The organism is Nostoc sp. DSM 114167, assembly GCF_052692655.1.
The window spans coordinates 2,054,708-2,080,971 of the sequence record NZ_CP195116.1; the positions used below are offsets into that span (position 1 = coordinate 2,054,708).

General features: G+C 41.3%; 18 protein-coding genes and 1 tRNA gene. 10 read left to right on the plus strand and 9 right to left on the minus strand.

Features of this window, described 5'->3' with window-relative positions; genetic code table 11:
• Positions 1–15: 15 nt before the first annotated feature.
• The 3 genes from NSTC731_RS08905 to NSTC731_RS08915 all read right to left on the minus strand — a co-directional run bounded on the left by NSTC731_RS08905 (position 16) and on the right by NSTC731_RS08915 (position 2,053).
• Entirely contained in the window at positions 16–828 is an 813-nt protein-coding gene (locus NSTC731_RS08905; RefSeq protein WP_445630484.1) for an inositol monophosphatase family protein, read from the minus strand.
• A 236-nt stretch (positions 829–1,064) separates the two neighbouring features.
• The gene (locus NSTC731_RS08910) at positions 1,065–1,610 is read right to left on the minus strand and encodes a thermonuclease family protein (RefSeq protein WP_445632050.1); all 546 of its coding nucleotides are present in this window, start codon (positions 1,608–1,610) and stop codon (positions 1,065–1,067) included.
• 74 nt (positions 1,611–1,684) lie between these two features.
• Positions 1,685–2,053 carry a 2Fe-2S iron-sulfur cluster-binding protein gene (locus NSTC731_RS08915; protein ID WP_445630485.1) on the minus strand — a complete coding sequence of 123 codons (369 nt, stop codon included), beginning with the start codon at positions 2,051–2,053 and terminating at the stop codon, positions 1,685–1,687.
• 106 nt (positions 2,054–2,159) lie between these two features.
• Between NSTC731_RS08915 and NSTC731_RS08920 the strand changes: the two genes are divergently transcribed.
• Positions 2,160–2,244, plus strand: a tRNA-Ser gene (locus NSTC731_RS08920).
• 354 nt (positions 2,245–2,598) lie between these two features.
• Here NSTC731_RS08920 and NSTC731_RS08925 read toward each other — a convergent pair.
• Positions 2,599–4,833, minus strand: coding sequence for a glycoside hydrolase (locus NSTC731_RS08925; protein ID WP_445630486.1), 2,235 nt, complete (start codon positions 4,831–4,833; stop codon positions 2,599–2,601).
• 78 nt (positions 4,834–4,911) lie between these two features.
• The gene (locus tag NSTC731_RS08930; protein ID WP_012408256.1) at positions 4,912–5,142 is read right to left on the minus strand and encodes a NifU family protein; all 231 of its coding nucleotides are present in this window, start codon (positions 5,140–5,142) and stop codon (positions 4,912–4,914) included.
• Positions 5,143–5,640: 498 nt separating this feature from the next.
• Here NSTC731_RS08930 and NSTC731_RS08935 point away from each other — a divergent pair, with 498 nt between their 5' ends.
• Positions 5,641–6,069, plus strand: coding sequence for a hypothetical protein (locus NSTC731_RS08935; protein WP_445630487.1), 429 nt, complete (start codon positions 5,641–5,643; stop codon positions 6,067–6,069).
• Between the two features lie 165 nt (positions 6,070–6,234).
• On the opposite strand, the gene NSTC731_RS08940 is transcribed toward NSTC731_RS08935, so the two are convergent.
• Both NSTC731_RS08940 and NSTC731_RS08945 read right to left on the minus strand, forming a co-directional pair.
• Positions 6,235–7,998 (minus strand): sensor histidine kinase, encoded by a 1,764-nt coding sequence (locus tag NSTC731_RS08940; RefSeq protein WP_445630488.1) that lies wholly within the window; start codon positions 7,996–7,998, stop codon positions 6,235–6,237.
• 178 nt (positions 7,999–8,176) lie between these two features.
• Positions 8,177–8,413: a hypothetical protein gene (locus tag NSTC731_RS08945; RefSeq protein ID WP_094353260.1), complete on the minus strand. Its 237-nt coding sequence runs from the start codon at positions 8,411–8,413 to the stop codon at positions 8,177–8,179.
• Between the two features lie 660 nt (positions 8,414–9,073).
• Between NSTC731_RS08945 and lepA the strand changes: the two genes are divergently transcribed.
• From lepA to NSTC731_RS08970, 5 genes are all read left to right on the plus strand, one after another.
• Positions 9,074–10,885, plus strand: coding sequence for a translation elongation factor 4 (gene lepA / locus NSTC731_RS08950; protein ID WP_445630489.1), 1,812 nt, complete (start codon positions 9,074–9,076; stop codon positions 10,883–10,885).
• A 447-nt stretch (positions 10,886–11,332) separates the two neighbouring features.
• A complete protein-coding gene (locus tag NSTC731_RS08955) occupies positions 11,333–14,005 on the plus strand; it encodes a PAS domain S-box protein (protein ID WP_445630490.1) in 2,673 nt (890 codons plus the stop codon).
• Between the two features lie 210 nt (positions 14,006–14,215).
• Positions 14,216–15,403, plus strand: a complete 1,188-nt coding sequence (locus NSTC731_RS08960) for a glycosyltransferase family 4 protein (protein ID WP_445630491.1) — start codon at positions 14,216–14,218, stop codon at positions 15,401–15,403.
• Between the two features lie 285 nt (positions 15,404–15,688).
• Entirely contained in the window at positions 15,689–17,554 is a 1,866-nt protein-coding gene (locus NSTC731_RS08965; RefSeq protein ID WP_445630492.1) for an alpha-amylase family glycosyl hydrolase, read from the plus strand.
• A 331-nt stretch (positions 17,555–17,885) separates the two neighbouring features.
• Positions 17,886–18,932: a cyanophycinase gene (locus NSTC731_RS08970; RefSeq protein ID WP_322696019.1), complete on the plus strand. Its 1,047-nt coding sequence runs from the start codon at positions 17,886–17,888 to the stop codon at positions 18,930–18,932.
• Between the two features lie 610 nt (positions 18,933–19,542).
• On the opposite strand, the gene NSTC731_RS08975 is transcribed toward NSTC731_RS08970, so the two are convergent.
• On the minus strand, positions 19,543–20,043 hold the full coding sequence (locus NSTC731_RS08975; RefSeq protein ID WP_445630493.1) for a hypothetical protein: 501 nt from the start codon (positions 20,041–20,043) through the stop codon (positions 19,543–19,545).
• An 802-nt stretch (positions 20,044–20,845) separates the two neighbouring features.
• On the opposite strand from NSTC731_RS08975, the gene NSTC731_RS08980 reads away from it, so the two are divergent.
• Entirely contained in the window at positions 20,846–21,538 is a 693-nt protein-coding gene (locus tag NSTC731_RS08980) for a phosphoribosyltransferase (protein WP_445630494.1), read from the plus strand.
• 347 nt (positions 21,539–21,885) lie between these two features.
• The gene (locus NSTC731_RS08985; protein ID WP_445630495.1) at positions 21,886–22,623 is read left to right on the plus strand and encodes an SDR family oxidoreductase; all 738 of its coding nucleotides are present in this window, start codon (positions 21,886–21,888) and stop codon (positions 22,621–22,623) included.
• A 356-nt stretch (positions 22,624–22,979) separates the two neighbouring features.
• Here the strand turns inward: NSTC731_RS08985 and NSTC731_RS08990 are convergent, their stop codons facing one another.
• On the minus strand, positions 22,980–23,276 hold the full coding sequence (locus NSTC731_RS08990; RefSeq protein WP_445630496.1) for an ABC transporter substrate-binding protein: 297 nt from the start codon (positions 23,274–23,276) through the stop codon (positions 22,980–22,982).
• An 83-nt stretch (positions 23,277–23,359) separates the two neighbouring features.
• Here NSTC731_RS08990 and NSTC731_RS08995 point away from each other — a divergent pair, with 83 nt between their 5' ends.
• Positions 23,360–25,810, plus strand: coding sequence for a hypothetical protein (locus tag NSTC731_RS08995; protein ID WP_445630497.1), 2,451 nt, complete (start codon positions 23,360–23,362; stop codon positions 25,808–25,810).
• Positions 25,811–26,264 lie beyond the last annotated feature (454 nt).

The window sequence follows — 26,264 nt, forward strand, 5'->3', positions numbered from 1 at the left end:
GAAAGCCCCCATTTGTTACACCCAAGCTGACAGTGGCGGAACCCGTAAAAGTTCGTTACTGAGAGAGTCGTGAATATAACTATTTGTAGCAAGAATTCTACCTGACTCAATTTTGACAGCAGTACCATCGTAGGCGGTGATTTTGCCCCCGGCTTCTTGTACCAAAATTATCCCAGCAGCAATATCCCAAGGAGAAAGTCCCCGTTCCCAGTAACCATCGACACGTCCACAGGCAACATAAGCCAAATCGAGCGATGCCGAACCGCTACGTCTAACTCCTTGGGTAAGATGGGTAAGATGAGTAAATTCTGCGTAGTTGTTATCAGAGGTTTCGCGGCGATCGTAGGCAAATCCTGTTACTAGTAGGCTTTTACTCAGTTCAGATGTTAATGAAACCTTGATGGGCTGACGGTTACGCGTTGCCCCGAAGCCAGCAGCAGCACGGAATAGCTCGTTGTGGAATGGGTCATAAATTACACCAACTTGGGGAACACCATTAATTAACAGCCCGATGGAAACGGCGAAAAATGGGTATTGATGAGCGTAGTTGGTTGTGCCATCGAGAGGATCTATTGCCCAGAGGTACTCATTCTGTTGATTACCTAATTTCCCTGATTCTTCAGCGAGGATCGAATGCTGGGGAAAGTGGCAACGCAAAATTTCTAAAATTAACTCTTCTGAAGCTTTATCAGCAGCTGTGACTAAATCACCAGAGCGTCCTTTTTCAATAATTGCATCTTCTAACTTACCCAAGTAACCTTGCAAAATAGCACCAGCAGCCAAGGCCGCTTCTGTCGCAATATCTAGAAAAATTTGTAAATTTGTCATTTGTCATTTGTCACTTGTACTGAGCGTTCGCGTAGCGTCTCGAAGAGAAGCCGAAGTATTTGTCATTTGTCATTGGGTATGGGGAAAGGGAAAGGGGTAAGGGGAAAAGGGGAAAGATTAAATTTATTCCTTTTCCCTTTAACCTTTAACCTTTTCCCCAGCCCCCCTGCCTCCCCTGCTTCCCTGCTCCCCTGCTCCTCTGCCCCCTGCTTTCCCTGCTCCCTGCCCCCTGCTCCTCAAAGATTTTGGCGGCGAAACTCGGCGGGAGTGAGGCGCATGGGCTTTTCTGGGTTCCAGATTCCTTGCCCCATGAGTCTAGCCCATTGTTGGGCACGTTCTAAACGCAGGTCATACTTATGGTTAGGCGATCGCCCTACAAACATTGCATTTCCTTGTTTAACTAATTCTTCATTCAATAACACCTTATTTTTCCACACATAAGCTAGAGTTCGCCCGATTTTGTCTTTTGCTTCTAAATCAAACTCCAGCGTTACCGATTGTTCTACACCACCAATTAGATTCTCTAACTGTTCTTTTGCTGCTTCCCCCCAAGGGCGTTGTCGCAAATCTGGTGCATCAACACCCACTAACCGCACTTGGGAAATCAAATTTGGTTGTTCAGCCATGCCCAAAACTTCCAAACTTTGCCCACTAACTACCCGCGCTACTTTCACCTGGGCTTCATTGTTCGGCAGCTGGTTTTTACCTTGACAACTCACCAAGAGCAATAAGCAAGCCAAAATCGCTATTTTTCGCACCCACTCACCAAAATTTACAGGCATCAAAAATTCGGTGATTTTGAATTGTTTATCGAGACAGAATTCTGAATTCTGACTCCTGAATTCTGAATTGTTCTTCATTCCTCATCTAAGGGTAAACCTGCTTTAACTCTTCCCCTAGCAAAATAGCGTCCAAACTGGAGTTCGTAGACTTCATCTTCATCTTGCGTCTCTACTTCCAAGTCAGAACGGGGGTAACTCACACACAACAAGGCATAACCTTGCTTACGTAAATCTGGCGACAAGCCGATCGCTTCTGGTTGGTAAATTTCTCCTGATAACACTCTCACAGCACAAGCAGTGCAAGCCCCGTTGCGACAGGAAAACGGTAGTTCCACCCCTTGTTTTTCGCCAGTGTGCAGGATGTAGCGGTCTTCTGGCACTTGTAGGGTGTATGTTTTGTTAGTGGCGCGATCGCGAACTTTAATTGTGTATGTACGGGACATCTGGATTTGCGTTTTGGGATTAGGACTATCAAATTCAATCTAGAATATCTTTCTTTATCTTTGCATTTTCTGGGATTTTATAGTATGATCGGAACTTGTGACACCTGGAGAGGTGGCCGAGTGGTTTAAGGCGCAGACCTGGAAAGTCTGTTTAGGGAAACTTAACGGGGGTTCGAATCCCCCCCTCTCCGTTCTGAAACCCAGGGTGGTTTTATGTAACGAGAGAAAAACTAAAAATGGGTTTCAAAGCCTCTCTCCGCTTCGGGGAGAGGTTTGGAGAGGGGTCAAAATCTATGATTATACATGAGAAATCAAGACTTATGTATTTTTCTTTTTTCGTATGAAACCACCCTGCCCTCTCCGTTCTGAAACCTAGTCTAAATATATAGTTTGAACATAGCCAAATATATTTAAGACTAAAAAAATTAAATAAATATGATTTTCAAAAATCTTTGTAACATCAATGAATCATCTGTAGAGGCATACAGATGTACGCCCCTAAATATGTATTTCGTGAAATGGTATAACACCAAGAATATTAAATGTTAAGGCACCTCAATGGGAATCAAAGCATTTTCTGGCAAATAGTTGGAAAAACGCCCTTCATCTGCAAGCACCAAAATCAGACGCAGAGGATAATCTGGCGGAACTTGCAAGTCTGCCCACGGTACTGCCAACTCTAAACAACTATTTATTGCTACTTGAGCGCGACTGAAACGGGGATGCCATTGATGATTGTCTCCCGCTTCCCGGAACTGAATCGATTGCGTCAGCAAGTTAACTTCTAAAAGATGGTGGAAAAGGTAATTCAGTGGGGCTGCATCTGGTACATTTGCCAAGGGAACTGGGCTATTGACCATTGTTTTTTCTGGATAGAACCACAACAAATTCAATTCTGTTGGCAAATCCCGTCCTGGTGCAGCACCACTTTTAAAGTCTAGCCGTAAATAGAAATTTAAGTGATCGACCCCATACCAAAGTCGCTGGATGACACTACTATTGTGCATCGTCCCTCGCGCCCCGCCGATTTCTATGCGTCCAGCTTTGTCCCAATCTTGCTCATCACCCCTACCATCAATGACGGGATGAATAAATCCTTGTGGGGTGTGGTTTTTCTGTGCTTCGTGGATTTCTACTGGTTGCTTGAGATAGGGCGGTACAGGTTCATTTAATGCCTTGTAAATGCCAAACAGATGTTCTCGAAACAATCGGTCAAAGATGGCATCTTGATTTGAGGAGTGTCCTGCACCAAACCACCAGAACCAGTCGGAACCCTCTGCGGCATACAATGCTTCCCACGCTTCGGGGTTGTTTTCTTCCGTCGCTTCGGGATGATTTGCAAGCATAATTCTAGCTTCTGTCAAATAATCCCATGCACGATTTTTGGTGGGGTCACCGATCCAAGTGGTAAAACTGCCATCTACCCAAGAACCGCTATGTAGTTGTCCTCCCGGAATGGTGGCTGTGGCTGGAAATTCTTCGAGAAATTCGGAGACAGTGACGAGTTTGAGGCGAGGTTCATCGCTCAAACTTTGATATAAAGCTTCTAGGAAAGGTTTGCCATCTTGGGGATAAAATTCCCAGCAATTTTCGCCGTCCAAAGCGATGGTAACTAGCCAAGGTTGTTCGCTATGACTATCTCTTTGCATTTTAGCGATCGCTTGCAAATGTCCTACTAAATCGGCGGCTGCCTTTTTTGCAGGCATTGCACCATAAGTAAAACCAATCAAGTCTGATAATCTATGGTCGCGAAATACAATTGATAAATCACCCTCGGCGGTTTGCAGGCGATAGGGTCGATACAACAATTCTGGTTGCTCTACATTCCCCGCTCCATCCCGATGAAAAAAGTGTTTCAGCGTCCACCCTAAGACGGCTTCATCTGAGCATATCCACTTAAACCCTTGGTTAATAATGTGTGGAAGTATCTGTGGACTTACGGACTGCTCCGAAGGCCACAAACCACGAGGTATCTGTCCAAAGCGCTCTTTATAAAAGTTCCAAGCTTTCCGCAAGTGGCGGGGAATATCTTCTTCCCACTGAAAGCGCTGCTTTGGTAGTGTCATATTGGGCACAGCTACCCGACCGGAGTTGGTATCAGCTAGCAAGGGTAAAATCGGGTGGGTGTAAGGCGTGGTGGTAACTTCTAGCTGTCCCGCCTCCTGCATTTTCCGATGTTGGGGGATAATTCGGCTAAGAATTTCTCGCTGTTTAGAATAAATGCGCTGGCGATCGCTTAAAGTAAAATTCCGACCCTTTTTTAACCAAGCAGCAATTTCCGGGTCATCCCAAAACAGCGGATCGATCCAAGTCAAATTGTGCCAAGCTAGCAAATCACCATAATCTGGCAATTCCCAATTTGCTAAACACCAAGCTTGCCCTTTTTCCTGCCTTTGCTGGTACAACTCGGCATAGCGGGGATGAGGATCGATCAGGGTATGGTGATTGGCATCAAAAAAGTGTTGGATAATAAATTCACGCTGTTGCTGGGTGAGTTGCTCATCCGGTGTCAAGCTGGCTGTGAGGTAAGGGTCAAAAGCAGTGCCAGCAATATAATCTTCGAGTTGCAATATCAACGATGGAACTAAATTCACCGTTTGGTGTAACTTAGGATACCGCTCTAAGAGCAATACCAAATCCAAATAATCTTTAGTTCCATGCAAGCGTACCCAAGGGAGACGGTACTGCTGACTGGGAGATAGCGAAACGCCGCTGCCAGGGGACTTGTACAGCGGCTGATGTTGATGCCAGATAAAAGCAATGTAGAGAGGATGGGACATAGAAATAGTTAGGAGTTAAGAATGAGGAGTTAGGAGTTAATTCAAAACTCATAACTCCTAACTCCTAACTCCTAACTTTTACACCACTTGTTCAATTTCTGCAATTTCGGGAATCATTTCCTTAAGGCGGCGCTCAATACCCATTCTCAGGGTCATTGCAGAACTGGGACAAGATCCACAAGCACCTTGCAGCCGCAGTTTGACAACGGGCCCATCAAGTTCTACGAGTTCCACGTTGCCGCCATCAGACATGAGATAAGGGCGCATTTCATCTAAGACTGTTTCAACGTTGTCAATTGTGAGTTCCATAGTTTAGACCTGCTAAGTTAGGGATGGGCATGGGGAATGGGGCATGGGGCATTGAATAATAAAGATCCCTCTAACCAATGCACCCTTACTCATTAACCATTATCCAAAGTTTTATTTTCCAGCTTTGTTAAATCGATCCTAAATCTAATTGCCGCTAGATTGTCAGGCGTCAGTTTTTTATGACTTTTGACTCAACCACTGCTGGTTTTAGCAACTCGATATTAGGTTAGCTGAACAATTTCTCGTGCAAGCCCTCCTACTCTACTTTAGCTTTTAAAGTACTGAAGAGAACACAAACAGGTGAGGACAAGGAAGGTTTTTTCCAATACCCCTCAAGAGTGCTGAGTAATAAGTAATCTGACTTTTTCCGTTAAGTCTCTTTTGCAAGCTGCCAACCCTCACAGAGGTCGTATTGACATTTGACACTATGTTCGGGTTTTGGTAAAAACTGTACTATTTACTAATGTCGTAAAGAACGATTCCATAACGAAAAGGCTTATGGTTAATAGCAAATACTCAGATGAGAGTAAGTGGATATTTGTAAGACAGGATAATAACGCACCTGACGGTGAAAAGCAAGACTACAATTATGGCACCTTAGAAGATTGTTTATGGCGTATGCGTCTATGTATAGCTGATCGGCTTAATGACGAAGCCATACGAGAACTAGGTTATACATTTGATGAAGTAAGTAGAGCAGAAATATGGTTTGAGGAGCAAAAAGATTTTTGGGCGAATACAGAGGATACTTCAAAAACGAGGCAATATGCGGCTGCAATGACAGAAAAGGCTAAACGAATTTTAGACTCTCTTCAAGCTAGAGTAAACGAGAAACTACAAAGGATCAAAACCCAGTGTCTAACAACAGGAATTGTTAGTAGTACAAATTGGTTTATTAAATATAACAGCAATGACAATGAGGGGTAAAAGTAGTAAGCATGACATGGAGCAGCTACGTAACGTCTGAAAGTCTTGCTGCAATAACCGATTATGACAGTCCTGAGTGCAGAAGGTGGGTTAAATAATAATTACTAAAAAACTTTAAAGTTTAAAACTCAAAACCCACTATTGCCAAGTATCTAAACTCAGTACTTAGCACTCAGCACTACTTGTTGAGTCGCTATCGTTAGACGAAACCATGACTGGTTGTTGATATAGTGGCACGGTGAATGTGACTGTTGAGCCAAGTCCTTCGCCCAGACTATAAAAATGTACCTCGCCGCCCATTGCCTCCACTAGCTTCTGGGATATTGCCAGTCCCAAACCTGTGCCGCCGTACTGGCGAGTGCGGGAGCCATCCACCTGAGAGAATAATTGAAACAATTTATCTTGTTTGTCTAAGGAAACACCAATACCAGTGTCTGCCACACGTACTCTCACCATGCCAGGAAATTGCTGCTCTTGAAAGTTCGCCTTTTTGAGTACTAAATCAGCGCTGACGGTAACGCCACCCTCATGGGTAAATTTGATGGCATTACCTACCAAATTGAGCATGACTTGTAACAACCGTTGGTAATTGCTTTGAACAATGATTTCATCGGAGGTAGCAGGCATTTGCATCTGAAAGCTGAGGTTTCTCATTTCGGCTTGGGGACGCATGAAACCTTCTACATGACTGAATAGCTCATCTAGCTTGACTGGAGCGTAAGCTAGCTCCATTTTCCCAGCTTCGATTTTGGCAATGTCCAAAATATCGTTGATGATATTCAGCAGATGTATCGATAAGTGATGAGCTTCTGCTAAAAACTGATTTTGTTCTTCTGGATCGTCTGCCATCCCTTCTAAAATCAGCTTCAAAAAGCCAATCATACCGTTGAGGGGGGTACGAATTTCATGAGATACATTAGCCAGAAACTCGCTTTTGAGGCGGGAAGCTTCTTCGGCTTTTTGACGCGCTATTTCTAATTCTTCATATAAAGTAGCATGAGCGATCGCAGTTCCCAATTGATCTGCTGCTTCTTTTGCCAGTTCTAATTCCGATTCTGTTAATGTGTAGCATTCATCCTGCCAATTCAAGGCAACCAATCCATTAGCTTGGTCTTGATAGCAAGTCGCAACTACTAAAGTTTTCTGCCGCCCAGACTCTTTGTATCCAGGCACTTCCATCGTAACTGGTTCTAGGGTTGCCAAGGCTTGAGCAAAGGCAGGCTCAGAAGCTATATCTATGTCTAAACCAAGCATTGATTTGAGTTCTGGCTGGCGATACTCAGCTTTCACCTGCACTTTTGAGCTTGAGGGCTGATAAGGACAAATAATGCAGCGTTCTAGCCGCAGTGCTTTCCCTAAACTGTCAACTGTTTGTTGCCAAATAATATCTAAATCTAATGTCCGGCGAATATTTCTGGTAATGCGATTTACCAGTTTTTGGTGCTGCTGCGATCGCAAAGCCAACTCTATTTGTGTGGGCGTTTTTGATGCCACACGCGCTTGTTTTTTGTTGAGTGTGGCTTGTACTAACCTTCCCATCACTAAAACGGTAGTGGCAGTGGTTCCCAAACTCGGCATAATCGGACTGATCGCTAAGTCCAACTCAAATAATTCCTGGTGGTAGCTAAACCAACATTGAAACCTTTCTGGCACCAAACTTGTCAAAATTCGGTGCAATCGTTCCAAATAACTAACCTTATCGACTGGGACAAAGGTTTGAGTCTGGTTCAGCTCGTCAACTATTTTTTCAGTATTTAACCCCAGGAGTTCGCTGTACTGCCAACAAAAGGTCAGATAGCGTCCTGCCCCATCTTGCGTATAAACTAACTCGGCTCCTAGAGTTGGTAATGAGCCATCAGTCTTACTGGTAATAGATTCCAGATTTTGGGAAAATACATTTGACAATTGGGAATTGGCAGTAATAGTCATTAATTGAGTTGGATAGACAAAGGGTATCCGACCGTAATTTTACTAAAGCCGCTGAAATTTAAACATAAATTTTTACAGCTTTTTTGTGTTTGATGGGGTATTTTTTGGTGTTCTGAAAACCAGATTGGCAAACTTTACTTTTTTAACTTGCATTGACAGTTAAATAATGGTAATGGCGTTAATCGTTCCATTCACCGCGAGGAGGAACAGGGGTACGCACAGGTGTACGCGTTAGTTCGTCATCTCTAAGGAGTTCACCCCGTAACCACTGGCGAATCGCCACCTCAATTACTTTACTTGGGTCATTGGTGAGATGCTGAATTTGCTCTAGTAACTCGGAGTCTAGGCGGACAGCAATTTCTACCTTATCGGCTGGTGTATTTTCCGCTTTGGTAGTTTTCTCTCTCATATTCATAGGTTTATATACTCTGAATTCTTTGAATTGGTTTGGTCTAAAGCTTTGTAAAGTAGTTATATTCATTTATTTGGGCTAATTCGCTGAAAAATTTTCAAGGGCACAGTTCAATAGTTCCCTGAAATAGCACCAAAGTAACAGTTTTAAGTTTTAAATCGCATTTTTCATATAACTGACTAGACAATGGCTCTAGAAATTTTGCCGCTCGATCTGGCAATTACGGGCAATTAGCAGTCGCAATTGCCCACGATCCCGACACGATCCCTAGATGTACTTATTTACATTTATTGTACGCTCCTAACTGTTGAATACTAGCAGCGACAAATAGACCTTCATAATATTCTTAAACGTCCACCTATTTAGATCAAAAGTTCAAGATGGGGTGAAGAGGCGCAGGGTGCAGAGGAGCAGAGGAGCAGCACTTCGACTCGCTTCGACTCCGCTCAAGGCAAGTCGCTCAGTGACCGAGGGGCAGGTGGTCACTGAGCGTTGGTCATTGAGCGTAGCCGAAATGAGCCGAAGTGGGAGCAGGGGAAAAATAATAACTCTTAACTCCTAACTCAGCACTAAAAGCTAGCAGCGTCTTGGCTAAGAAAGCATTAAAATACATTAAGTAAATTGCCCTTTTAACTTTGGTTGCTGCTAAGGCAAAGATAGTATATGACTGACGTTCCCGCAGTTCGCATTCGCAATTTTTGTATTATTGCTCACATCGACCACGGGAAATCAACCCTCGCCGATCGCTTGCTACAAGCTACTGGCACTGTTGAAGACCGACAGATGAAGGAACAGTTTCTCGACAATATGGATTTGGAACGGGAGCGCGGCATTACGATTAAGCTGCAAGCTGCCCGGATGAACTACACAGCTAAAGATGGTCAGCAGTATGTGCTGAACTTGATTGATACTCCGGGACACGTGGATTTTTCTTATGAAGTCTCCCGCTCTCTTGTTGCTTGCGAAGGAGCGCTATTGGTAGTAGATGCGTCCCAAGGTGTGGAGGCGCAAACTTTGGCTAATGTATATTTAGCGTTAGAGAATAACCTGGAAATTATCCCGGTTTTGAATAAAATTGATTTGCCAGGGGCTGAACCAGAACGGGTAATTGGCGAAATTGAAGAAATCATCGGTCTAGATTGCAGTGGGGCGATTCTGGCTTCTGCCAAAGAAGGAATTGGCATTGATGAGATTTTAGAAGCAGTTGTTGAGCGGATACCGCCACCGCAAAATACGATAAATGAACGCCTACGAGCGTTAATTTTTGATAGCTATTACGACAGTTACCGGGGAGTAATTGTGTATTTCCGGGTGATGGATGGCACCGTGAAAAAAGGCGATCGCATCCATTTAATGGCATCGGGTAAAGAATTTGAAATTGATGAGTTAGGTGTCCTTTCTCCGACGCAAAAGCAAGTTGATGAACTGCACGCTGGGGAAGTCGGCTATTTGGGAGCGGCAATTAAAGCTGTAGCTGATGCACGGGTAGGAGACACGATTACCCTCAGTAAGGCGAAAGCAGAGGCACCCTTACCAGGTTACGCAGAAGCGAACCCGATGGTTTTTTGTGGAATGTTCCCCATTGATGCCGATCAATTTGAAGATTTGCGGGAAGCCTTGGAAAAGCTGGAACTCAACGATGCAGCGCTGCATTACGAACCAGAAACTTCCAGCGCGATGGGGTTTGGTTTCCGTTGCGGGTTCTTGGGTTTGCTGCACATGGAAATTGTCCAAGAACGTCTAGAGCGAGAGTATAACCTGGATTTAATCATTACAGCCCCCTCGGTGGTTTATAAGGTGATTACTATCAAAGGTGAGGAACTGTACATCGATAATCCTAGCCGTTTACCTTCTCCCAACGATCGCGAAAAAATTGAAGAACCTTACGTGCAAGTAGAGATGATTACCCCGGAAACTTATGTTGGCACCTTGATGGAGTTGTCACAAAATCGTCGGGGCATCTTCAAAGATATGAAATATCTTGCCCAAGGACGAACTACACTTACTTATGAGCTACCTTTGGCGGAAGTTGTAACTGACTTTTTTGACCAGATGAAATCGCGATCGCGTGGTTACGCCAGTATGGAATATCACATCATTGGCTACCGTGAAAATCCTTTGGTGAAGTTGGATATCCTGATTAACGGCGATCCCGTCGATTCCTTGGCGATGATTGTGCATCGAGATAAAGCTTACAACGTCGGACGGGCAATGGCAGAAAAACTCAAGGAACTAATTCCCCGCCATCAATTCAAAGTGCCAATTCAGGCATCTATTGGCAGTAAAGTTATTGCCAGCGAACACATCCCGGCTTTGCGCAAAGATGTGTTAGCCAAATGCTACGGTGGTGACATCAGTCGAAAGAAAAAACTTTTGCAGAAGCAAGCAAAAGGTAAAAAACGGATGAAATCTGTAGGTACTGTAGATGTACCCCAGGAAGCCTTTATGGCAGTACTGCGCTTGGATCAAAGCTAATTTAAGAGTGTTTATCCAAAAACAAACGGTTTGGTTAAAGGGTAAAGGGGAAAGGGTAAAGGGAAAAGGTTTTGAATACATCCTTTACCCGCAAACCCATTCCCCAGACCACAAGGAAAGTGAAAAATTCCAGCATCTTTTAAGAAATAGTGGTAACTTGCAATACTTGTCGGGTTTTAGGGAAAAGGGGAAGGTGGGGCCCCAAGAAGGGGATAAGGGGCGGGGGAAAAGGGAAAGAAAAAACCTTTAACCCAACCCCAGTAACCTTTTCCCCAAACCAAATTCTGAGTTCAAAATGCACAAAGCGAGTAGTATTGTGGTAACTTGCTGTTAGTATATTTTCTCAGGTAGTGGTAAATATATAGTGATAGCAGAGACTGTAAACCCTTGCTATATAAGGACTGACAAGAGAAAAATCACTACTTTTATACCACTAGCCAAAATATCATGAGTCGCAAGCAGGCCCAAGAAAAACTCTCTGAGGCAGAGCGAAAATATCGCACTCTGGTAGAACAAATTCCGGGCGTTGTATATATCTCACCGATTAATACCACTGCAAATGAAGCTTATATTAGTCCGCAACTGAAACAATTATTGGGCATTGCTCCCGAAGATTGGAATCCTGGTTTCAATAGTTGGTTAGATTACACTCATCCAAACGATCGCGATCGCCTTTGGCAAGCTGTAAATACTACAATCGCTACTGGAGAGCCTTTGAGGATTGAGTATCGGATGATTAGGCGCGATGGCAGAATAATTTGGGTACGAAACCAAGCCAATCTCGTTTTTTGTGCCGATGGACAAACTCAGCTACTTCAGGGTTTAGTATTGGATATTAGCGATGTCTATGACGAGCTTTGTTTACGCAAACAAGCACAAGAGAGCGAAGAACTTTATCGTACCATCCTCGAAGACCAAACAGAATTGATTGCTAGAGGCTTACCAGATGGCACTTTTACCTTTATTAATGAAGCTTACTGTCGATTTTTTGGACTGGAGCGAGACAAAATTATCGGTCAGCACTACGAACCTGTTGTGTTTGAGGAAGATCGGGAACGTGTGTTTAGTCTGGTAAATTCCATTAGCTTAGAAAATCCCGTGATCGCAATTGAAAATCGCGTTGTAGCTTGCCAAGGAGTGCGGTGGACGCAGTGGATTGTTCGAGGAATATTTGATGATCGAGGTGCGATTGTAGAACTTCAATCTGTTGGACGAGATATTACCGATCGCAAACGGGTAGAACAAGCTTTAAGTGAAAATGAGCAAAAATTCCGGGCGATTTTCAATCAAACCATTCAGTTTATTGGATTGCTTCAGCCGAATGGAATTGTATTAGAAGCCAATCAAACAGCACTAGACTTTGCTGGGATTAATCGGGAAGAAGTAGTTGGCAAGCCTTTTTGGGAAGCAAAGTGGTGGACAATTTCTCTAAATACTCAAGAGCAATTAAAAACTGCGATCGCAGCTGCTGCTAATGGTGAATCGATTCGCTATGAAATTGACATTGTAGGTCGAGATGGTCAAGCGATCGCGATTGATTTCTCACTGCGTCCCATACTCGATGAAACCGGGCGTGTGACACTACTCATTTCTGAAGGACGAGATATTACTGAATATAAAGTCGCACTTCAGGAACGCCGCAAAGCTGAAGAGGCATTGCGCTCCAGTCAAGACTTTCTGCAAAAGGTTGCTAATACTATACCCCATATTTTGTATTTGTTTGACCTCTTACAAGGAACAAGTATCTATCTTAATCAGAAAAGTCTGGCTATTTTAGGCTACTCTCCAGAGGAATTTTGTAACGCAGATCCGCAGTGGCTAATAAATTGCTTTCATCCAGACGATCGATACCTCTGCCATAACTTACCAACTCGCTTTGTCAACCTTAAAGACAATGAAGTACTTTCCACTGAATACCGATTCCGACACAAAAATGGAGAATGGCGTTGGCTAAATACACGAGAAGTCGTATTTACCAGAGATGCTAACGGCACTCCAACGCAGATTCTTGGCTCGGTAGAAGACATCAGCACTCGTAAAGAAGCCGAAGTGATGTTGCGACAGCAAGCAGAGGGAGAACGGCTAATTACTGAAGTAACTCAACAGATTCGGCAATCACTGAATTTGGAGGAGGTTCTGAATACAACAGTAAATAGTATTCGCCAGTGTTTGGGTTCAGATTCCGTAGCTATCTACCAGTTACAATCTGACGGAAGTGGGAATTTTGCGGCAAAATCAGTGGGTGATGACTATCCTCAGAGATTAGAACTGACAATGCACCCATTTTCGCTCAAACGAGATTTTAGCGACTATTACCAGGGATTACCTAAAGTCTTCCATAATATTCAGGAATCTGATTTTTCAGCCGAGGTTTTTGAGTTATTACAACTCTATCAAGTTAAAGCGGCTATAATAGTGCCGATTTTGAATGAAGAGCATCTGTGGGGTTTACTCATTGCTCACCAGTGTACCGCACCTCGTTATTGGCAAGCGTTTGAAGTGAATTTGTTGCAGCAATTGGCTAGTCAAGTAGCGATCGCTATTCATCAATCAATACTTTACCAGCAAGTGCAAGCAGCCAATGAAGAATTACAAAGATTAGCTACCCTAGATGGCTTGACTCAAATAGCCAATCGCCGCCGATTTGATGAGTATCTTGAAGCTGAGTGGCAGCGACTCAAACGCGAGCAACTTTCACTGTCTTTAATTTTGTTAGATGTCGATTTTTTTAAACTCTACAATGATACTTATGGTCATTTAGGAGGGGATGATTGTTTGTGGCAATTAGCAAGTGCCCTCAAAAATATTCTTAAGCGTCCAGCCGATTTAGTTGCTCGTTACGGTGGAGAAGAATTTGCTATCATTCTGCCTAATACAGAGATTCAAGGAGCAATCTATGTAGCTCAAACTATTCGACAAGCAGTCCGCGACTTAGCCATTCCCCATGCTCAATCTCGCGTATGCGATCGTGTTACCGTTAGTCTAGGTGTTGTTAGCATTGTGCCAAATTCCGAAATTTCGCCGCCAGACTTGATTAATGCAGCAGACAAAGCACTTTATGTAGCCAAACAGCAAGGACGGGATCGAGTTCATGCAGTTTCCGTCGTTATCCCTTCTTGACAACTGAGTTGCCAGAGGCTCAATTGTTTTCATTACGAATTATTACTATATCTTGCTTTTTATCCTGAGCTTAAAGTCGATAGCCTTTAACAAAATCACTGTTAAAAAATCTAAAAATTCTAGTAAAAGTACTCACTACATTCGCCAGACTTGTATTTTTAGGTAAATGTAGTTTGTTAGATATTTATAAAGTGTTGGGGAGTCTAGTAGATGAAGATACTGGTACTGAGTTGGGAGTTTCCACCAAGGATTATTGGGGGAATTGCACGACATGTGGCGGAGTTGTACCCGGAACTGGTAAAGCTAGGACATGAAATTCACCTGATTACAGCTGAGTTTGGTCACGCATCGATGTATGAAGTAGTTGAAGGAGTAAAGATACATCGAGTGCCAGTGGCATATAGCAACGACTTTTTCCACTGGATAGTGAATCTCAACTTGAGTATGGGAGATCACGGTGGTAAATTGATTTTAGAAGAAGGGCCCTTTGATTTAATTCATGCCCATGATTGGTTAGTCGGAGATGCTGCGATCGCTCTCAAGCATAATTTTAAAATACCACTAATTGCCACAATTCATGCTACTGAATACGGACGCTATAACGGTATTCACACAGATACTCAAAGTTATATAAATGGCAAAGAAACTTTGCTCGCTTACAACGCTTGGCGGATTATTGTTTGTAGCGACTATATGCGCCAAGAAGTAGAACGAGCGCTACATAGTCCTTGGGACAAAATCGATGTCATTTATAACGGTATCCGAGCCGAAAAGAAACAGCATCATATCGATTTTCATGCTCTGGATTTTCGCCGCCAATTTGCCGCAGACGAAGAGAAAATAGTTTACTACCTCGGTCGTATGACTTACGAAAAAGGTATACCCATATTACTTAATGCCGCACCCAAAATCCTTTCAGAAATGGGAGGTAATGTGAAATTTGTAATCGTTGGTGGCGGCAATACTGACCATCTCAAGCGCCAAGCCTGGGATTTAGGAATTTGGCATCATTGCTATTTTACCGGTTTTCTCTCCGATGAATACTTAGATAAATTTCAAACTGTCGCTGACTGTGCGGTTTTTCCGAGTCTTTACGAACCCTTTGGAATTGTGGCTTTAGAAAGCTTTGCTTCTCGTGTACCTGTAGTAGTTTCTGATACTGGTGGTTTTCCAGAAGTGGTACAACATACCAAAACAGGCATTGTCACTTGGGTGAACAATCCCGATTCTTTAGCTTGGGGAATTTTGGAAGTGTTGAAAAATCCAGGTTATCGCCAATGGCTGGTGGATAACGCTTATGAGGATTTAGAGCGCCGCTTTAGCTGGCCAAAACTAGCCAAGCAAACTGAGCAAGTATATCAGCAAGTTGTGCAAGAGCGATCGCAAATACCGTGGTAAGATACCTCCCCGATTTCTTCAAGAAGTTGGGGAGCTAAAATTTTATTTGAACTTGCATAAATCCTTAATCAACCTTTGATAAGTTTATAGCTGGTACTGCTGCAATTTCTGAAGTAGTGCAAATTTAATCTGGTTTTAGCTATTACAGCATAGTTCAAGTTGGTAAGGTACACAAGCTAAATCTGTTACCCAGGTAGAAAGCGTGTTTTACTCCTGAATTATGCTGTATTTTTGGAATTCCGAAATCAGTAACACTAGAAAAAGCTAATTATCAAGGATGACTATATGAAACTGCTTCCTTTAGATAAACTAGGAGCTAGAGAAGCCAACGGTATTGTTGATTTTGGACTATTTTTGCCTTGGGTTTCTCAAAAGGATGGAAATCGACTAATAATTAAAATTATCCACGAAAAAGATCAATTTCTCCAAGATATTCAACCCTTAGAATTTGAACTCAAGCATTCTATCGACTCAGAGTATGGTGATTATTGGTCAACTCAAATAGATATCAAAACTCAATCAAAACCCAGTGTCAAATCTGCATGGGGAGAACCAGGTAGATATGTTTACCGCTATTGCTTACAAAATCCCGAGCGGGGAGAAATAGATTGGATTATTGACCCTTTTGCCAGAGAATTTGGTGTAGGTAAATTATCCGCTTTCACACTTGGCTATCAACAATATGAGTGGAGCCAGAAAGAAAAAACCTGGAAAACTCCAAATTTAAAAGATATTGTTCTCTACGAATTGATGATTGATGAATTCGGCGGCAATATTGATGGAACAATTGAAAAACTCGGCTATCTAGCAGATTTGGGAGTTAATTGTCTGGAAATCATGCCACTTTCCAATGTAGCCTTAACAGTAGATTGGGGGTTTTTACCAATTGGCTATTTTGGTGTAGATGAACGATTTGGTAACAGAAAAGATTTACAGGCTTTAATTGATGCGGCACATCAAAACAACATTGCTGTAATTGTAGATGCCGTTTATGGTCACACTGGTGATAGTTTTCCCTACTCTTATGTTTACAGAAAACTAGGGTATCGTGATAATCCTTTTATGGGAAAATTTGCTAAAGATTTATTTGGCGAAAGTACAGACTATAATCGCAAGTTTACCCAAGACTTTTTCTATACAGTCAACTATCATTGGCTAGATGTTTATCATGTCGATGGTTTTCGCTATGACTGCGTACCCAATTACTGGGATGGTTCTACAGGAGTTGGTTACGCTAACCTAGTTTTTAACACTTACAAAACAGTCAAAGAAAAAAGACAAGCTGGCGAGTATTGGCAGAGATTCTTTAACAATGACACAAAGGATGACACGATCAATTTGATTCAGTGTGCTGAACAATTAGAAGGGCCAAAGGAGATTCTCGAACAAACTTATACCAACTCTACCTGGCAAAATGAAACTTTTGGTGCAGCTGAAAGTGTAGCTCATGGAAATAAAGGTGATTTAGCTAATCTTGGCTTTAAACTTGGTCTAGATGGCTATCCTTCAGAGATTACAAACAATGGTGACAAAATTGCTAAAACAGCACTGCAATATATAGAAAATCACGACCACTCCCGCTTTGTTTGTAACTTTGGTACGATCGCCCGCGATAATGATTTATTAAAAGAAGGTAATCGTGACTTATGGTATAAAGTCCAGCCTTACCTAATTGGGATTTTCACTGGTAAAGGGATTCCGCTACTGTGGCAAGGTCAGGAATTTGGTGAAAACTATTTCCTGCCAGAACAAGGTTTTGGTAGAGTGATGTTGCTTCGACCTGTACGATGGGATTATTTTTATGACCCCATTGGTAAGAGCGTACTTTCCTTAGTACGTAAGTTGATTAAACTGCGTAGTCAGCAACCGCAGTTTACCGAAGGCGACCATTTCTTTTACAACGATTATGACCGCTATCATTCCAAAAATGTGCTGCTATTCTCGCGCAAACATGGTAACAAGTTTAGCCTAGTAGCACTTAACTTTAGCGATCGCGATCGAGATGTACCCTTCTGGTTCCCAATTGCTGGCAATTATCAGGAAGAACTAAATGGTGAAAACAATTTAATCGGCGTTCCCAGTTATTCAGAATATTGGGTAACTATTCCCAGTAACTACGGAAGGATCTGGACAGTGACAACCAACACCTAATCTATTTTAGGTTTCATCTGACCAGAATTAAACGCTACAAGCAATGTAGAGATTTTTGCACAGTAACGCAGAGAATTAGCGATCGCTCTGCGTTATTTTGCGTTAACAAACAGTACAAGACCTGTACGCTGGAAATTTTACCCGATCTAGTGCCACAGTTAAGCTAGTGCGCGTCTAAATTGCACATTTTTCGTTAAGACTGTCCTAAGTCAATTGGTTATTCACAACAACTGATAAATGATTAATGACAAAGGACAAATTTCACGAATAAATAAGCAATTAAAATACGTCACAGCCTAGCAATAATTGCAGTTTGCTCTAGAAGTTTAGTATGACAAAGGCATTCCCAAGCATAGCAAGGCGCTTGAAAAGTACAGGAATCAAGTTGTTGAAGATGGGAACCTTCCTAATAACCCGTTTTATTGCAAGCTGGAAACGCTTCTTCCTGGGTGATACTGTTGATGTTCGCTCCTCCACTCCCTCCTTTGATGTCCGTCCCTCCTTAGCGGGCCCAGTCCTGAGTTTGGGTGGGGGAGGCCCCGATGTCGATGATGCTATCCAGTGGATGATTAACCAAGTTAGGGGAGGTAGTAACTCCAGCACTAAAGTTAATGTTGTAGTTCTCCGCACTAATGGTAATCACGATTACAATCGGCTAATTTATGCCATGAAGGGCGTAAATTTTGTGGAAACTCTTCTGGTTAGGGATAGACAAGAGGCAAACAAAGCTGAGATTTATGAAAAAATCCGAAATGCTGATGTAGTTTTCTTTGCTGGCGGGGATCAATGTCAATATATCCGCAACTGGAAAGATACCAAGCTTGAGGCTGCCGTTAAGTCAGTTTACCTTAAGGGAGGTGGAATTGGTGGCACTAGTGCAGGTGCAATGATCCAAAGTGATTGTGTCTATGATGCTTGCGCTTCTTCCGAAAAAGGCATTGAAACTAGAGACGCACTCGAAGATCCGTACCGAGACATTACTTTTACTTACAATTTTTTCAATTGGAGTAATTTGAAGGGAACTATCGTAGATACACATTTTGACAGGCGGGAAAGAATGGGTCGAATTATGACTTTCATTGCCCGTCAAATTAAGGATGGTGTATCTAGCAGTGTTTTAGGTATAGCGGTTAGTGAAAGTACATCGGTTCTTGTGGATAAAAACGGTTTGGTGAAAGTTATGGGTAGGGGTGCGGCATACTTTGTACTTGGCAATCATCTGCCAGAAGTATGCGAACCCCGAAAGCCTTTGACCTTTTCCAATTACAAAATTTGGAAAGTCCGCAGTGGCGACACCTTCAACTTAAGAAATAGACCAACTTCTGGATACTATCTCAGGAGTGTCAAAAGGGGACGGATTGATTCAAATCCCTATTGAGTGGGAGAGCTGATTCAGCTATTTCAAACAAGATTTGTGACGATGGTTAGCGAGAAAATTGTAAGTAAGGGTGACGATGAGATGAACATTGAAGCACTTAAATATTAGTAAAATAGTATTAGTAAAATAGTTCATTTTATCATCGGCACGCTGATAACAAAACAATCAATAAAACCTCTTACAAAAGTCTCTAACACCCCACGCTCAATACGGTTCGGATAAGCACTTTTCATATTTGTTGTGGTTTGGGAAAAGGGGAATGGGTTTGCGGGTAAAGGTTTGAATTCATCTTTTTCCTTTTCCCTTTTCTCTTTAACCGAACTGTATTGCCCCAAATCCTCCCCGATGTTTTGGGCAGGGGAGCGTTTTCCTTAGCAAATGCGGGGTAGAGTTCTTTATTTTTGATGCAAGATGTCTAATTTTTAATTGTTATAACCCTTAATTTTTACTATCTTCTAATTTTGAAAATAGCTTTCAGGAGCTTTTAGCTTACTTGGTCAGGAGGGTTAAATAAAAGTAATTTTAGAAAATAATTTGACAGAATCTGAGCTTCGGTTTTGCTCGGCTCAACTTAGCATATATAAGATTGTGAAAGCAATTTCGGGCAATATTAAGCGCTAATAGGTTGTTCAGATTCAATTAACTGATTATTCGGTACATCAAATCTAATAGTACTAGCTGCCCAGTCTTTGAAATCGGGTGCTAGCCAGACTAGCTTACGCAGAATTTCATCATTGACCCACAACACCAAGGGAAACTGAAACTGTTTCCGAAACTCATCTCGCATGATATTGGTACTAGTAATCAGTTGGTTAATTGCCACTACAGATTCTAAGCCTCGTACCATCAAAGCTTCGGGTTGAGTAGTACCAATTTCACTTTTAATAGCTGTGTATAATTTTTCGTCAGTAGGTGAGAGCAAAATTTCGTGGATATCTGCTGATGAAAATTCTGTTAGCAAATTCAGCACTTGCTCCTGCTTTTGAACACTGTTACAACAAGCTAATAACAGTGAAAACTGTCCACCAGAAACCATCATCGCCCTTGCCAGTCTCTTAGTAGCTGCTGTGCTGCTAACTGTGCCGTTTTCTGAATTGGTTAAGCCGATCATTAAAAACACCCTTCTTTTGATTTTCAAGCATATTCAGTAATTCTACCCTATTAATTTTTATTCAAAAGTGTTAATTGGGTAACTTTGATGACTTTTTTCTGTAATATTAAGCATTATATAACGAACAAGCAGATGGTGCATTATCTTATGTTCACAATTTAGAGATAATGTAAAGATAATATCAACACAAGGTCTGCAATAGGGGACATGCGAAGAATTAACAATTGCATTATCACTGGATTTTCATAGATTTTTGCATCTGCTAACAATTAAGTATTTTTTCAATTGATAGTAAAAAAGATACTCAGTAAAAGTCTAACAGTAAATGTTAGCAAGTGGCAAAACTTATAGCAGTTTTCAAATGCACCCCTACTTAAACATTAGGTTTTCCATATTACCCTTGTTTTGCGATCGCCCTATAACTTTGCTTCACGCTAACACCAGTTACCTACAGCAGTAAACCCCCCACAGTGAGAGTTAACCACGTCACAATCTCATTTCAACAAGCCATTTGGGGAAGGATATTGAGTGGGGAATAGTAAAATAGTCTCAACACAAGATGCAGAAATCTTGTGCATTAAAGCTAACTCATCCGTTTGATAGAACTGTAGATTGAAGATGTCGCTCCGTTAGTGGAGGACAGGAAATATTTAGCTTTCTAAGATCGATTTAGAACATCTGAACTATAACAACAAGTTTGGAATTTATTCAATTGCTCCATTTTTTGAAGTTGATAGCCTAATAACAAACGTATTGTAAATATTTATTTATTTTTTTGAAAACCAATTAGGAATATTACATCATGCTATTTAAAAATCGGAGGTTTGCGGGTCAAGTTTTGGCTAAAGAGTTAACTGCTTATGCTAACAACCCCAATGTTCTGGTATTAGGGCTACCAAGGGGTGGTGTACCCGTTGCTTTTGAAGTTGCCAAAACCTTAAATGCTCCCTTAGATGTTTTAGTGGTACGTAAATTGGGTGTGCCCGATCGAGAAGAACTAGCGATGGGAGCGATCGCTTCTGGTGGTGTGCGGATAGTCAATAAATATATTATTAACCTGGTGAAGATATCCGATGAAGTAATTGCCAGGGTAGCGCTACAAGAAGAACGGGAGTTAGAGCGGCGGGAACGCCTTTATCGCCAAAATCGCTCCTTAAAAGATTTGAAAGGACGTACAGTCATCTTGGTAGATGATGGTTTAGCAACGGGTGCAACGATGTGGGCTGCTGTGGTAACTGTGCGAAAACAGCAACCCGCTCAGATTGTGATTGCTGTGCCTGTGGCTGCACCTGAAACTTGCCAAGAGTTAGAAACTGAGGTTGACGAAATCGTTTGCATCTCCAGACCCAACCCTTTCCAGAGCGTTGGTCTTTGGTACGAAAGCTTTCCTCAAACGACCGATGAAGAAGTCTGTGACTTACTCGCAAAAGCGGCAAAGAACGGTGAAGAAAGGGAAAGGGGGAAAGGGGAAAGGGAAAGGGAACCAGTAACTTAAAAGCAGGGGTTTCAAATATGGACGCGGCTTACTTATCGCACTACGTGTCTTAAAAATCTTCTTTTTTTATTCTCCATATTTAAAAATAGGGGCTTCGTAACTTGTTGGGGAAAAGAACATTAGTGTATTGCCCTTTCCCCTTCCCCTTTACCCTTTTCCCCAAACCCGATTCCGAGTTAAAAATGCTTTACCCGAAAAGTATTGTAGCGGTTCGGATTAGTGATGTTGGCGATCCAAAAACGTCGATCGAGTATACAAACTAGTTGATATGGTTAAATAATGCTGAGTTCATCTGAAACAGCACCCGATGTTTCACGAGCCATACTCAATAATCCCCAGGAATAAATATGTCTCTGATTGAAAACAAAGTGGTAATCATCACCGGAGCCAGCAGTGGGTTAGGCGAGGCAACTGCCAAGCGACTTGCTGCTAGTGGAGCCAAACTGATGCTGGCTGCTCGACGCGAAGATCGGCTCAAAGAATTGGTTGGAGCGATCGCTAAATCAGGAGGGACTGCAACCTATCAAGTAACGGATGTAGCAGATAGCGCCCAAGTGGAAGCTTTAGCCAAGGAAACTTTGAGTACATACAGCCGGATCGACGTGCTAATCAATAATGCCGGATTGATGCCGCTTTCTGCCCTCGACCAAGTAAAGGTAGAGGAGTGGGAGCGGATGATCGATATCAACATTAAGGGCGTTCTTTATGGAATTGCTGCCGTGTTGCCGATTATGCGTCAGCAAAAGTCTGGTCACGTCATTAACCTATCATCAGTAGCCGGACATAAGGTGTTTCCGGGAGCAGCCGTCTACTGTGCCACTAAGTACGCAGTGCGGGCGATTTCTGAGGGGCTGCGGTTAGAGTCAAATGGTGAAATCCGTTCGACTAATATCTCACCAGGAGCCGTTGCCACCGAACTTGCTAACACGATTACCGATAAAGACGCAGCAGCGGGAATTAACCAACTTTATGAAATCGCCATTGATGCAGATGCCATTGCCCGTGCGATCGCATACGCCATTGAGCAACCCAGTGATGTTGATGTGAATGAAATGATCATCCGTCCGACACGTCAAGAACTTTAAATTTAGGCTTACAGAGCAAGCATTCGGCTCAGATAGCCAGATGATATCTTGAACGCGCGAGTGAGTATAGAAATCTCACTAAAAAAGCTCTGTGTACCTCTGCGCTTTCCTTAGCGTCGCTTTGCGTTTAAAAACGTAACTATTTTAGGCAAAGCTGTATAAATTGTCAGTGTCAGATTAATAAATCCAGTTTTGCTTAGTCTGTAAACTGTAGTAGCGTGGCAAGCCTTAAATGTTGCAATAAATTTTCTTGTGGGATGGGTGTCCTCACCCGTCCGGGCGGGCTTTCCGGCCCACCCCACAAGAGCTAAATTTTATGCACTATTTTTGTCTTGCCACGCCAGTAGGCTTTATCATCAAATATGTTCTCTAAATCTGCAATGGACAAGAGTAGCTGTGTAGAGAACCCAAATCACCCAAGCATCGATTTCACCTGGGCGGAATCGGGGCAGCGCCTTCGATTGTGCCAAATAAACTGGTTTAATGCCACTAAAATCGAGTCCGACTTTTGCTTGCGATCGCACAAGCACATAATAAGCGCTTGAGCCTTTGTCAAAAGCGAGCTTTTTACCCTTTAGGTCGGCCAGCGTCTGAATCGGCGAATCTTCCGCTACTAGAATCTCTTGACCTTTGGAAGCGGCATAGGTCTTCACTATACATATTTATTTTGGTATTAATAAAAGTCGATACATGACAGATATATAATTGTTTAAACTTGGTTTTTGAGCAAATTAATATGAGCAATTTTGACCATTCTCAGTATCGAAAAGATTATCTGATTTTATTAATAATTTGGGTGATAGCATTAGCTATAGATAGAGCTTGGTTTTTCATAGATGACTCAATTCCAGCCTACGATCAAAGCGCGCATTTAGCTATAGCATTACGTCATTATGAAATTTTTCAAAACTTCAATATCTTTTCAGGAGATTGGTGGTTATCTCTGTGGCAATTAACTCCGAGTTATCGCGCTCCTTTTGTATATATTTGCACTGTTCCATTTTTGATGTTGTTTGGCCGTGGATATGACCAAGCAAGTTTGGTCAACTTATTGTATACTGCAATGATTATAGTTTCAGTATATCATTTAGGTAATTTTTTATTTGACAATCGAAAAATTAGCATAACTGCCAGCATATTTTGTGTGTTATTTCCTATTTTAGGAATTATTCGGACAGATTATTTATTAGATTATGGTTTAACAGCAATTGTTACAGTAACTTTTACAGTCCTGACAATTTGGAAAGATAGTTATATTGGGTTTTTCTCATGGGCATTAACTATCCTATTGGGCGTTGGAATAGGTTTAATCTTGTTGGCTAAACCGACAGGTTTTATTTTTATTTTAGTTCCTAGTATTTGGGTATTAATTAGTTTTATTAGAAAACGTAGATTTATCAAACTAATTCAAGCTTGCTTATCTTTGATAATAGCTTGGTTAATTTGTAGTTTTTGGTATGGCTTAAATTGGTTAACAATTATTACATCAGCATTAAACGCTAACCACGTTGGAAAAAGCGAGGGCGATCCTTCGCCTACAACTATTGCTGGATGGCTATACTATCCACAAATGATCCCAGAAAGCGTTGGTTTACCAATATTATGTGCGAGTATTGGCATTTTATTGGTTTATCTGATTAAATATAAATCTACTACTAATTTAATTTCAGCAAATCTCCATAAATCGGCTCGAATTTGGTTATTAGTTACCTTAGTAAGTAGCTATATAATTTGTTCTTTGGGCACAAATAAAGACATTAGATTTATTCTGCCATGCTTTCCAATAATTAGTTTAATATTGGCGGATTTATTTAATTTAGTTGAGAATAGATATTTTGATAGACTGAGATTAGCCACTTTAGTATTAAGTTGCATAGTTTTACTAAACAATTTGTTTCCATTACCCTTAATTCAAGCATGGGGTGGTAGACATCTACCTAATAATGATGCTAAAGAATATCCTCTAGAAAAATTGATACACAAAATAACCGAAACTAATTTATATTTAAGGTCTAATTTAGGGGTAATTCCTGTTTCTACACCACAGATAAATGAGTATACTTTAAATTATTTTGGGGCATTAGCAGATTTTCGCGTATCTGGTAGAAAATTAACAACCAAATTATCTCAGATAGAGCAAGATTTACAATATTTTTGTTGGTATATTACTAGGGATAATGAACCATATAGACCTGGAGAAAGTGGAGAGACTAAAAGGAAATTAAAATCTTTAGTCGAATCTTCTACTGATTTGAAATTACAGGGTGATTGGATATTACCTCATGGAGATAAAATGCGTTTATATAACTGTAAAAATCCTCCTGTAACTGTTGAAAAAATCAATAATAGCGAGTCTGCAATTAGTTTAGAAAAAGTGGCGATTTCTCAACAATTAATTTTAGATAAAAACAATCCTGTAAACTATGAAATAACAGGTTCATGGAATGATTTGCAAAATGGTATATTACTGTTAAAATGGCAAAATGGCCAATCATCCTGGTATCACGATCACGCTATTGGTTTAGGTAATTTATACTGTGGCATCAAATGTCATCCTGAAGGAACTTTCCGAGTGAAAGAAGCTTTAGCTACATTTATTCCGAAAACACTACCACTAGGAAAATATCAGCTATCAGCACTATATTTAGATAGAAGAAACAACAAAACCACATCTTTAAATATTCCAGATACTACTGTAAATGTGACAGATGTAGGAACAGTAGAAAAATCGCCAGCTTTAGATTTAGTTACCCGAACTTCACAGCTAGCGCAAGAGTTACAACAGGGTAAATTAAATAATATCTTTGCGCAGATAGGTCATTTCAATCAATACGATCCCACTCAGGATTATTTAAAACAAATTGATTTTGCGGCTAATTATTATCTGCAAACGGAGCCAAGTAATTTAAATTGGCGTTACACTTTAGTCTTATCACAACTTTTACAGCGCCAAGTCCCAGAATTAATCCAAAATTTAAAAGAATTAACTAAATATGATGCTCAAAATCCTTACACATGGATTTATTTAGCTTTTGTTTATTTATATAATTTTCAACCTACACAAGCTGAACCAAAATTAGCGATCGCAGAACAATTAAAACCAGATATACCAGAATTAAAAACTTTAAAAACCGTAACAAATGTTATGAAATTTTTGCCACTACAATGGTTTACTACCAAGGAATAAAAGAAATTCAGATAAAAAGCATTATTAGGATGCAAGTAGCTGTAGTTAAAAATTGACTATTATCAAGACATATAAATAACTTTAGTTGCTGATTGTAAAAATGTAAATAAATATTTACAATACAATAAAAAAAGTAAAATAATGTCAACGAATTTGATAGAAAAAACATATTAAATCTGTCCAAAAGTAGAGATAATTTTTAGAAGACGAAAACAATACAAACCATTTACTTGGATAAGGTTTGATGTCGAGAAACTGTTCCAACTTCAGGGGAGAATTCAGCACGTGAAGGCTCCGGTGTTATAAACCTGAAGAGTAAATAAAAGGGACTGGGCATGGAAAAGAGGCATCGGGCAGGGTGCAAAAGGGAAAATTCTCCCTTGCTCCCTGCTCCCTTGCTTCTTCCCCAGTTCCCGATACATAGAGAAAAAGTTAAGCGCGAGGACATAGATTT